Source organism: Stenotrophomonas sp. YJH_SMC_123 (assembly GCF_059368215.1).
In genome coordinates, this window is record NZ_JCAFRM010000013.1 from 1 (window position 1) to 10,850 (window position 10,850).

Genomic DNA, 10,850 nt, shown 5'->3' on the forward strand with positions numbered 1-10,850 from the left:
CGCAGCCGCATCAAGGACACCGACTTCGCCAAGGAAACCGCCGAACTGACCCGCACCCAGATCCTGCAGCAGGCCGGTACGGCCATGCTGGCCCAGGCCAACCAGGTGCCGCAGGGCGTGCTCAGCCTGCTGCGCTGATCCACGGCAAGAAGGCGCCGCTACCGTCGGATCGAACCGACGGTAGCGGCAACCGGGAAGCCACGATGCACGAAGGCGCGGGCCATGCCCGGCCCGGGATCACTCCCGAACCGGCTTGGCATCGCCCGCTCCTGCGGACCTCTCTTTCAGCGCTGTACCTTTGACTGTACGTACCGGGCGGCTTCGTCTCCCCCCGATTGTCAGTAGCCTGATCCCTCCCCTGCATTGGGGGAGGGCTTTTTGCAGACTCCCGGCAGCCCGCGGTGAACCTACCCGCACCCTGCCCCAGCCCTCCTGCAACCCGCGTGCCAGAACCCGCGCCAGGCGATTGGCACGGCACGTGCATCGACGAAGTCCTCAAGACCCAGCGGCGCAGGCCGCTATTTTCGTTGACGACGGGCCACCGCACGACGGCCGGGCCCGGATACCAGGAGAAACGACGTGGCAGACTTTGGATACGGTGGCATTGGCTCGGGACTGGATATTTCCAGCATCGTCAACCAGCTGGTCGCAGCTGACCGCAAGCCCGCCGACAATGCGCTGAACCTGCAGCAGTCCAAGGCCAAGATGCAGTTGTCGTCGATCGGCACCATCACCTCTGCCTTCGACAAGCTGAAGACGGCGCTGACCGCACTGAAGGCCACCACGGCGTTCGACACGCGCACGGTGACCGCCAGCAAGGGCGGCGACAAGGGCACCGACGAGATCCTGACGGCGTCGGTCGCGCTGTATGACGTTGGCACCACCAAGGCTGCGGCCTCCAACGGCACGCACGTGGTCAATGTCACCTCGCTGGCGACAGCGCACAAACTGATCGCCGATACCTCGGTACCCAAGACCGACACGTTTGCTGCCGGAACCTTGACGCTGACCGTTGGCGTGGGCGACAAGGCCAAGACCATGAACGTGGAGGTGGAGGACGGCGACACGCTGACCACCATCCGCAACAAGATCGATGCGGCCGGCCGCAAGGAAGGCGTGCAGGCCACCCTGATCAGCTCCGGCGACAACCAGTACCTGTCGATCGCCCAGGAGAAGACCGGTGCCGCCAACGCGATCAAGCTCGAATACGCCGGCAGCGACGCCAAACTGGGCGGCCTGGTCAACAGCCTCAAGCAGAACACCGCCGCCGCCGACGCCGAGCTGACCATCGATGGTGTGAAGGTCGTCAGCGCCAGCAACACCGTGGCCGATGCGGTTCCGGGCCTGACCCTGAACCTGAAGATGCCGGGCACCAGCACGGTGACCATCAGCACGGACACTGCGGCAGCCACCAAGGTGATGCAGGAGTTCGTCACCGCCTACAACGCTGCACTGGCGGCGATCAACACCGAAACCAAGTACGACGCCAAGACCAAGGAAGCCTCCACGCTGACCGGCGATGCGCAGATGCGCGGCGCCACCAGCCAGCTGCGCTCGGTGATGTCGAGCGTGCTCAAGGACCTGGCCGGTGACAAGCTCGATGCCAAGGCGATCGGCCTGGATACCCGTGGCTATCCCAATGCCGACGGCACGCTGATCCTGGACACCACCAAGTTCGCCGCCGCACTGGCCAGCCAGCCGGAGAAGATGCGCCAGGCGATCACCGGTGATACCGGCGGTGCCGGCAAGCTGTACACGCTGGTCGACGGCTATGTCAGCACCACGGTCGGCAAGGAAGGCGCCTTCGTTGCCCGCACCAAGGGCCTGAACACCACGCTGGACAACATCGACAAGCGCCGCAAGGACCTCGACACGCGCATGAAGAGCGTGGAAGAACGCTACAAGAAGCAGTTCCTGGCGCTGGACAGCCTGATGGGCAAGCTGCAGCAGAGCAACACCGCGCTGCAGCAGCAGCTGGCCCAGTTGAACCGCTGACGGAACATGCACGGCACTCAAGTTTGCCGCGCAATGCACCGATAACGGACGCAACAGCAATCATCGCCGCGCCGTCGGCACCGGTCCCCGCGATCACCCGACGGCACCCCGCGCAAGGAGAATCACGAATGTACGGTTCCAGCCGTCAATATGCCGAGCAGTACCGCCAGGTGGGGGTGACCAGTGCGGTCGCCGATGCCGATCCACACAAGCTGGTGGCGATGCTGCTGGCCGGCGCGCTGGAGCGCGTGCGCCGCGCCCTGGCCAGCCTTGAACGCGGTGACCAGGCCGGCAAGGGCAAGGCGATCGGCGAAGTCTGCGCGATCGTCGGCCACCTCAACGGCTCGCTGGACCATGAGGCCGGTGGCGAGATCGCCGGAAATCTGTCTGCGCTGTACGACTACGTGCTGCAGCGCCTGACCGAGGCCAACCTGCACAACGACCGTGCCGCGCTGGATGAATCGCTGCAGCTGCTGGGCGAGATCGACAGCGCCTGGAACGCGATCCCGCACGAACAGCGCCGCCCGGCCGCGGTGGCGCCATGAGCCTGCAGGAACTGCATGCGCAGCTGGATGCCTTCGAGAGAGCCTTGGGCGAAGAATCCCTCGACCAGGCCGACAGCCTGCTCGACGGCCACGACAGCACCCTGCACGCCCTGCTCAGCCAGCCGCTGACCGCTGCGGACCACGCGCCGCTGAGCGCCCTGTTCGAGCGCCAGCAGAGTCTGCTCGGCCTGCTGCGCCAGCGCCGTGATGCCGTGGCCGCACTGATGAACGACGGCCAGCGCTCCCTTCGCGCGGCGCATGCCTATCTGCAGGCAGAATCGCTGGCATGACCTCGCTGCCGACCACCTCGCTGCATCACCCGGCCGAAAGCGAGCTGTTCGACGAGACGCTCAGCTGCGAACTGGCCCTGCCGGCCGAGTTCCAGGCGGGCAGCGCGGCCGGTCGCACCAGCAGCGCCGAAGGCCTGCTGCGCAGCCTGGCACTGGTCGAGGACAGCCGCGGCGACGAGCACGACGAACGCAACGAAGCCAGCCTGCAGCTGCAGCGCCTGGAAGCCAAGCTGGACCTGGCGATGGTGCTGCTCGGCCGGCTGGTGCGCCAGCAGGGCCAGGAGCTGACCCTGCGCCCGGTGCGCTGGTCGCGCCGTGGCATCCGCCTGCAGCTGGGCCCGCGCAGTGGCGCAAGCCCCGGCCAGGCCGGCGTGGTGCGCCTGCAGCCCAGCGACTGGCTGCCCGACCACATCGACCTGCCGGTGGAGGTCGTCGCAGAAGCCGCCGACGGTAGCGGCGGGCACTTCCTGTGGCTGCGCTTCCAGCGTTTGGGCGATGGCCTGGAGATGGCGATGGAGCGGCACCTGTTCCGCCTGCACCGCCGCCAGGTGGCCGAGGCACGCCGCGCACGGTGAAACCCGCCCCCTTGGCGCTGTACGGCCGACCCTTGGCGCGCCCGTTCAGCTAAGTTAAGGTGGATGCCCCTACACGGATCTGCTGCGTGCCTGTGCGAGTTCTCATCGTCGACGATCACACCCTTGTCCGCGCCGGCCTGGCGCGGCTGCTGCAGGGGTTTGCCGACGTGCAGCTCGTGGCCGAGGCCAGCAACGCCGAACAGGCACTGCAACTGTCCCTGCAGCACGCACCGGATGTGGTGCTGATGGACCTCTCGCTGCCGGGCCGCACCGGCCTGGAAGCGCTCAGCGACATCCGCCTGCGTGCCCCCGGTACCCGGGTGGTGATGATGACCATGCACGACGATGCCGCCCACGTGCGCGATGCACTGGATCGTGGCGCGGTCGGGTTCGTGGTGAAGGACGCCGCACCGCAGGAACTGGAACTGGCACTGCGGGCCGCGCACGCCGGCCAGGTGTTCCTGAGCCCGCAGATCTCGGCCAAGATGCTGGCGCCGATGCTGGGCCGCGAGAAACCCACCGGCATCGCCGCACTCTCACCACGGCAGCGCGAGATCCTGCGCCGCATCGGCAAGGGCGAGAGCAACAAGGAAATCGCCGCCGATCTCGGCATCAGCGTCAAGACGGTGGAGACCCACCGCGCACGGATGATGGAATCGCTGGGCTGCCGCCGCGCCAATGACCTGCTTCTGCTGGCCGCACGCCATCAGCACGAGCTCGAGTAGGCGCCGGTATCGGGGTCAGATCCCTTTCCCGCGGAAAAGGATCTGACCCCGCGACACCCTGCAGCGGCGACGACATCCCGTCACCCCGACATTCCCTGACAGGAATCCGTACCCCGACCGCCGCGCGCTCAGCGGCTTCGCCACGACAAATCAATGACTTGGCGGCGCATTTCGTCAATTTCCCGCGTCGGTGTAGGGAATTCCCCTACACCCTGTCGGGAGTTCCACGAAATGCATCAGGAACCCCCCGATTCCGCCCCCGCCGGATCAAAAGCAAGATGCGTTCCACAAGGCGCCGGGGAGCGGTGCCGGGGAACCACGATGAAGGCTGCACTCTCGACCCAGCTGGGCCAGCAACTCCACCTCACCCCGCAACTGCTGCAGTCGATCCGGCTGCTGCAGCTCGATGGCCTGCACCTGGAGCAGGAAATCCAGCGCCTGCTGGACTCCAACCCGCTGCTGGAGATCGAAGAGGCCGAGGCGCCCGCTGCCGACGCCACCGAAGCGAGTGCCACCACCCTCGATACCGCCGCCTTTGACGAACTGCCCGAGCCGTCGATGTGGGACGTGGCCGGCGCCAGTTGGCAGGACGGCGACGACGATCGCATGGCGCGCATCGCCGCTGGCGAGTCGACCGACCCGCAGCTGCGCGTGCTGCAGCGCCTGGCGCTGGACATGGACGAGCATCAGCTGGCGGTGGCCGCGTTCTGGCTGGACCACTGCGATGAGGCAGGCTACCTGCAGGCGCCGCTGGCCCAGCTGCAGCTGCTGGCCAGTGCCCAGTTCGACATCACCGTCGACGGCGTGGAAGCCATCCGCCAGCAGCTGCTGCATGGCGAGCCCGCCGGCATGGCCGCGCAGGACCTGCGCGAAGGCCTGCAGGCGCAGCTGCGCAGCCTGCATGGCGTGGTGCCGGCCCGCCACCTGGCGGCACGCATTCTCGATGGCGCGCTCGACGCGCTCGCGGCCCACGACTACCCCGCCCTCGCCCGCCAGCACGACGCCGAGATCGACGACGTGCGCGAGGCGGTGCGCCTGATCCTCTCGCTGCAGCCGCGCCCCGGCGACAGCCTGCTGCCCGAACGCAACGCCGTGGTGGTGCCGGACGTGGTCGCCTGGCACGCCGACGGGCAGTGGAAGGTCGCCCTGAACCCGGCCACCAGCCGTCGCGTGTCGATCAACAGCCAGTACGAACAGGCCCTGGCCGAGACCAGCGACACCGCCCCGGCACTGCGCGAAATGCTGCAGGAGGCGCGCTGGTTCAGCCGCGGCCTGTCGATGCGCTACGACACCCTGCTGCGCACCGCGCGGGTGATCGTCGAGCGCCAGGCCGCCTTCCTGGTCCGTGGCGAAGAGGCCATGGCGCCGTTGACCCTGAAGGAAGTGGCCGAGGAGATCGGCATGCACGAGTCCACCGTCTCGCGCATCACCACCGGCAAGTTCCTGCAGACCCCGCGCGGCACCTTCGAACTGAAGCACTTCTTCGCCGTGCGCCTGGAAGGCGCCAGCGTCTCCGGCCAGGCGGTGAAGGCCATGGTCCGCCGCCTGATCGACGCCGAACCGGCCGGCCGCCCGCTGGCCGATGAGGCCATTGCCGGCCTGCTGTCACGCCAGGGGGTGAACATTGCCCGCCGAACCGTCGCAAAATACCGAGAACAACTGGATATCGCCCCGGCCCGCGAACGGCGCCGGCTCAGCGCCAGGCAACCCCAGCTGGCCCGGGTGGGCTGAAAAGGATGTTGGACATGAACAAGCTCACGGTCCTGCTGGTCGATGACCACGAGGGCTTCATCAACGCGGCGATGCGCCATTTCCGCAAGATCGACTGGCTGCAGATCGTCGGCAGTGCCGGCAACGGCCTGGAAGCGATCGAGCGCTCGGAAACGCTGCGCCCGCAGGTGGTGCTGATGGACCTGGCGATGCCGGAAATGGGCGGCCTGCAGGCCACCCGCCTGATCAAGTCGCAGGACGATGCACCGTACATCGTGATCGCCAGCCACTTCGACGACGCCGAGCACCGCGAACACGCGCTGCGCGCCGGCGCCGACAACTTTGTCAGCAAGCTGTCCTACATCCAGGAAGTCATGCCGATCCTGGAAGGCCTCAGGGAGGATCGATCGTGAGCGAATCGCGCATCCTGGTGCTGGACAACGACGCCGTGCGCGCAGAGCGCACCGTTGCCCTGCTGGAATTCATGGACTTCAACCCGCGCTGGGTGTCCGACGCGGCCGACTTCGACCTGGGCCGCCAGCGCCAGAACGACTGGATGGCGGTGATCGTCGGCAGCCTGGACGACAGCGCCGCCAGCACTGCGCTGTACCACTGGCTGGGCGGCAGCAGCCTGCCGCCGCCGGTGCTGCTGGCCGATGGTGATGCTGCAGCGTTTGCCCAGCAGCACGGGCTGCACGAGGCCAACATCTGGCCACTGGAAACGCCGCTGCGCCACGCGCAGATGGAAGCCCTGCTGCGCCGTGCCAGCCTCAAGCGCCTGGATGCCGAGCACCAGGCCGGCGCCGCGCAGGACCAGGGGCCGACCGGCAACGGCCCGGCGGTCACCGCGCTGCGCACCATGATCGAGCAGGTGGCCGCGTTCGACACCACCGTGCTGGTGCTGGGCGAATCCGGCACCGGCAAGGAAGTGGTATCGCGCGCCATCCACCAGCGCTCGCCGCGCCGTGATGGCCCGTTCGTGGCGATCAACTGTGGCGCCATTCCGGCCGACCTGCTGGAAAGCGAACTGTTCGGCCACGAGAAGGGCGCCTTCACCGGCGCACTGACCGCGCGCAAGGGCCGGTTTGAAATGGCCGAGGGCGGCACCCTGCTGCTCGACGAAATCGGCGACATGAGCCTGCCGATGCAGGTGAAGCTGCTGCGCGTGCTGCAGGAACGCAGTTTCGAGCGCGTTGGCGGCAACCAGACCATCCGCTGCAACGTGCGCGTGGTGGCCGCGACCCACCGCGACCTGGAGACCCGCATCGCCGAGGGCAAGTTCCGCGAGGACCTGTTCTACCGCCTCAACGTGTTCCCGATCGACGTGCCCGCGCTGCGCGAACGGCGCGAAGACCTGCCGGCGCTGGTGGAAACCATCGCCGCGCAGCTGGCCCGCACCGGCCGTGGCGAAGTGCGCTTCACCCCGGAAGCCCTGCAGGCCCTGGCCGGCTACGAGTGGCCGGGCAACGTGCGCGAGCTGACCAACCTGGTCGAGCGCCTGGCGGTGCTGCATCCGGGCGGCTCGGTGCGCGTGCAGGACCTGCCGGCCCGCTATCGTGGCGATGCCGCGCTGGCAGCGGTGGCCGCAGCGGTGCCGGCAGCTCCGGTTGCCAGCGAAGAACGCCTGGACCTGCGCAGCTTCTCGTTCCACACGCCCGGCAGCGGCAACCAGCCGGCGCTGGAGCACGGCATCGCCGTCAATCGCGCAGCCGCCCCGGCGGCACTGCCCGACGATGGCCTGGACCTGCGCAACCACATGGCCAACATCGAACTGGGGCTGATCAACGAAGCACTGGAACGCACCCAGGGCGTGGTCGCCCACGCCGCCCAGCTGCTTGGCCTGCGCCGCACCACCCTGGTGGAAAAGCTGCGCAAGTACGGCATCGAGCGCGAGCAGGCCGAACTGGCCGGCTGAAGCGCGCGACCCGCATGAAGGGGGCACGAACGCCTGGGCTTGCCCGGGCGTTGGTGTTTGTGGTGCCCGGGGTCAGATCCCTTTCCTGCGGAAAGGGATCTGACCCCATTGCATTTGCACGTTTTCCTAGAGACAACGGAATCGCGGTGCGGAGCATGGCAGGGACATCCCAAGGAGGTCCCACCATGCATCACCTGATCCTGCTCGCCGTCCTGCTCTGCCCGGCCCTGGCCACCGCGGCCAACTGCACCCTGCCCGCCACGCTCGACCAACGCCAGTTCACCAACCTCAGCGACCCGTTGTACGCGCCGGACAACCCCAACGCCGGACGCATGGTGCAGCTCAGCTTTGCTGGCGGCCAGTACGTGCTGGACATCCTCGGCACCGACCTCCGCATCGGCAGCAGCTACCGCTACCAGCGCCTGGCCCCGCATATCGCGGAAATCCAGATGACCGAGGCCCATCCGGCCGGCCTCGCCCACCACACCCTGCTGCTGACCTGCCAGAGCGACCGCCAGGGCCGTTTCATCTACACCCAGCATGACGGCCCCATCGCACCGCGCCAGCGCCAGAATTCCGGCCGATGGACCCTGCAGCCATAGGCCAGAAAACCGACGCCGGTTAAATGGCGCCGCCAATGGGGTCAGAGCCCGTTGCGTTGCAACGGGATCCGACCCCGTGCCGACCAACGGTCGGCACCCACCATCAGCAGCAAGTTCCAACAGATCGCGGCCACCTGTCGAAGGCGGGGTGGGTCCGGTTGCGGGGGCGTGAGCGCCATGGATGGCGCGACCGAGCCTCCATGGACGGATTTACGGCGTCCCCCGTAACCGGACCCACCCCGCCATCCCTCAGTAGACCCGCTTCTGCTGTTGCTCCGGCTCCGGCTCCGGCTTCGGCCGTTGCCGTTGAGGTTGCCGGCCAGCGGCCGGCACTACCGCGAGGCGCGGGGTGCAACCCCGCACGCACACCCAACCTCCTCACTTCACTGAATCGAAAACCGGTTTCGGCACGGCACTTGCACTGGCTCCAGCAGACAACCCCATCCCTGTTTCTGGAACCGTTGCAGATGTCCCACTCCGTCACTTCGATCCTTTCGCAGATCCGCTCCTATCAGACCCAGATGGGACAGCCGGCGCTCAACCCGCTGGGCGAAACGCCGCGCAGCAATGCCCTGCCGGGCACGGTGCTGGATGCGCCGCAGGTGCAGCCGGCCAGCTTCACCGAAACCCTGCGTGGTGCGATTGCCGGCGTCAACGATGCGCAACAGAAATCCGGCGCCCTCGCCAAGGCCTTCGAGATGGGCGACCCCAGCGCCGACCTGGCCAAGGTGATGGTCGCCTCGCAGCAGTCCCAGATCGCCTTCCGCGCCACCGTGGAAGTCCGCAACCGTCTCGTCCAGGCCTACCAGGACGTGATGAACATGCCGCTGTAAGGAACGTTGACGCATGGCACTGACGCTCTCCAAGGACAGCCTGAACGCCGAGAAGGCCGGGCAATGGTTCGACCGCCTGCAGAGTCTGCAGATCACCCGTCGGCTGGGCCTGATGGCGATGATCGCAGTGGCGGTGGCGGCAGGCCTGTCCGTGTTCTTCTGGTCACAGAAGCCGGGCATGGTCCCGCTGTACACCGGCCTGGACCAGAAGGCGACCGCTGAAGCGACCGACCTGCTGCGCGCCGCGCAGATTCCGTTCGCGCTCGACCCGGCCACCGGTGGCATCACCGTGCCGGAAAAGAACCTGCACGATGCCCGCCTGAAGCTCGCCGGCTCCGGCCTGACCGACAGCGGCAAGCTGGGCTTCGAGCTGATGGAACGCGACCCGGGCTTTGGTGTCAGCCAGTTCGTGGAAAGCGCGCGCTACCAGCACGCGCTGGAAACCGAGCTGTCGCGCACCATCAACACGCTGCGCCCGGTGCGCGATTCGCGCGTGCACCTGGCCATTCCCAAGCCCAGCGCGTTCACCCGCCAGCGTGACGTGGCCAGCGCCTCGGTCACCCTGGAACTGCGTGGCGGCCAGCAGCTGGAACGCAGCCAGGTCGATGCCATCGTGCACATGGTCGCCGCCAGCATTCCGGACCTCGCGCCGGAACGGGTGACCGTGGTCGACCAGAGCGGGCGCATGCTCAGCATCACCGACCCGAACAGCGAGGCGGCGGTCAACGCGGCCCAGTTCGAGCAGGTGCGCCGCCAGGAAACCTCGTTCAACCAGCGCATCCGCGAACTGCTGGAACCGATGACCGGCCCCGGCCGCGTCAACCCGGAAGTGAGCGTGGACATGGATTTCTCGGTGACCGAGGAAGCCCGCGAGCTCTACAACGGCGAGCCGCAGAAGCTGCGCAGCGAGCAGATGAGCGAGAACACCACCAGCACGCCGGGCCCGCAGGGCGTGCCGGGTGCGACCAGCAACAGCCCGCCGGGCCAGCAGGCCGCACCGGCCACCGCGCAGGCCCCGACCGAAAGCAGCAAGAACGCGACCCGCAACTACGAGCTGGACCGCACCCTGCAGCACACCCGCCAGCCGGCCGGCCGCATCAAGCGCGTCTCGGTGGCAGTGCTGGTGGACAACGTGCCGCGCGCCGGCGCCAACGGGAAGATGAGCCCGCAGCCGCTGTCGGCTGCCGAACTGACCCGCGTCGAAGCGCTGGTCAAGCAGGCCGTCGGCTTCAACGCCGAGCGTGGCGACACCGTGTCGGTGATGAATGCCCCGTTCGTGCGTGACACCACGCCGGTCGAAGGCCCGTCGTGGTGGGAGCTGCCGTGGGTGCACGATGCCGGCCGCATGCTGCTTGGCGCGGTGGTGGTGCTGGCGCTGCTGTTCGGCGTGCTGCGTCCGGCGCTGCGCGCGATCACCGGCCAGAGCAGGAAGAACGACGAACAGGCACTCGAGCCGCATACCGCGGACGTGCAGCTGGTCGATGACGATGGCATGCCGCTGCCGGCGCTGGGTGCTGACCGGGCCAGCCTGGGCGGGCCGGAAGCACTGGCCCTGCCGGTGGATTCATATGAGGAACGATTGCGGATGGCGCGTGAAGCCGTGAAGACCGACTCCAAGCGCGTGGCCCAGGTGGTCAAGGGTTGGGTGGCAAATGACTGA

The 10,850-nt window shown here is 67.8% G+C and carries 12 protein-coding genes; all 12 read left to right on the forward strand.

Translation table 11 applies throughout. The annotated features are described in order from the left end of the window. Nucleotides 1–138: flagellin (locus AC5P5W_RS20040; protein WP_279923195.1), on the forward strand; the 138-nt coding region annotated here is incomplete at its 5' end. A gap of 441 nt (nt 139–579) precedes the next feature. After that, nucleotides 580–1,995: a flagellar filament capping protein FliD gene (fliD, locus tag AC5P5W_RS20045; RefSeq protein WP_014647054.1), complete on the forward strand. Its 1,416-nt coding sequence runs from the start codon at nt 580–582 to the stop codon at nt 1,993–1,995. A gap of 128 nt (nt 1,996–2,123) precedes the next feature. Continuing rightward, complete coding sequence (gene fliS, locus AC5P5W_RS20050; protein ID WP_005416447.1) at nt 2,124–2,540, forward strand: flagellar export chaperone FliS; 417 nt, start codon at nt 2,124–2,126, stop codon at nt 2,538–2,540. After that, on the forward strand, nt 2,537–2,830 hold the full coding sequence (locus AC5P5W_RS20055) for a hypothetical protein (RefSeq protein ID WP_032959403.1): 294 nt from the start codon (nt 2,537–2,539) through the stop codon (nt 2,828–2,830). Before fliS ends, AC5P5W_RS20055 begins: the two co-directional genes overlap by 4 nt. Beyond that, nucleotides 2,827–3,405 carry a PilZ domain-containing protein gene (locus AC5P5W_RS20060; RefSeq protein WP_014647052.1) on the forward strand — a complete coding sequence of 193 codons (579 nt, stop codon included), beginning with the start codon at nt 2,827–2,829 and terminating at the stop codon, nt 3,403–3,405. The genes AC5P5W_RS20055 and AC5P5W_RS20060 overlap by 4 nt, the downstream gene beginning before the upstream one ends. A gap of 92 nt (nt 3,406–3,497) precedes the next feature. Continuing rightward, nucleotides 3,498–4,130, forward strand: coding sequence for a response regulator (locus AC5P5W_RS20065; protein WP_032959406.1), 633 nt, complete (start codon nt 3,498–3,500; stop codon nt 4,128–4,130). 321 nt (nt 4,131–4,451) lie between these two features. After that, nucleotides 4,452–5,861, forward strand: coding sequence for an RNA polymerase factor sigma-54 (rpoN, locus tag AC5P5W_RS20070; protein ID WP_495221414.1), 1,410 nt, complete (start codon nt 4,452–4,454; stop codon nt 5,859–5,861). Nucleotides 5,862–5,875: 14 nt separating this feature from the next. Beyond that, the gene (locus tag AC5P5W_RS20075; protein ID WP_010485922.1) at nt 5,876–6,253 is read left to right on the forward strand and encodes a response regulator; all 378 of its coding nucleotides are present in this window, start codon (nt 5,876–5,878) and stop codon (nt 6,251–6,253) included. After that, nucleotides 6,250–7,755, forward strand: coding sequence for a sigma-54 dependent transcriptional regulator (locus tag AC5P5W_RS20080; RefSeq protein WP_046430458.1), 1,506 nt, complete (start codon nt 6,250–6,252; stop codon nt 7,753–7,755). The genes AC5P5W_RS20075 and AC5P5W_RS20080 overlap by 4 nt, the downstream gene beginning before the upstream one ends. Before the next feature lie 185 nt (nt 7,756–7,940). Next, on the forward strand, nt 7,941–8,357 hold the full coding sequence (locus tag AC5P5W_RS20085) for a hypothetical protein (RefSeq protein ID WP_197576164.1): 417 nt from the start codon (nt 7,941–7,943) through the stop codon (nt 8,355–8,357). A 467-nt stretch (nt 8,358–8,824) separates the two neighbouring features. Next, nucleotides 8,825–9,190, forward strand: coding sequence for a flagellar hook-basal body complex protein FliE (gene fliE, locus AC5P5W_RS20090; protein WP_014037113.1), 366 nt, complete (start codon nt 8,825–8,827; stop codon nt 9,188–9,190). A gap of 13 nt (nt 9,191–9,203) precedes the next feature. Next, nucleotides 9,204–10,850, forward strand: coding sequence for a flagellar basal-body MS-ring/collar protein FliF (gene fliF, locus AC5P5W_RS20095; protein ID WP_014647047.1), 1,647 nt, complete (start codon nt 9,204–9,206; stop codon nt 10,848–10,850).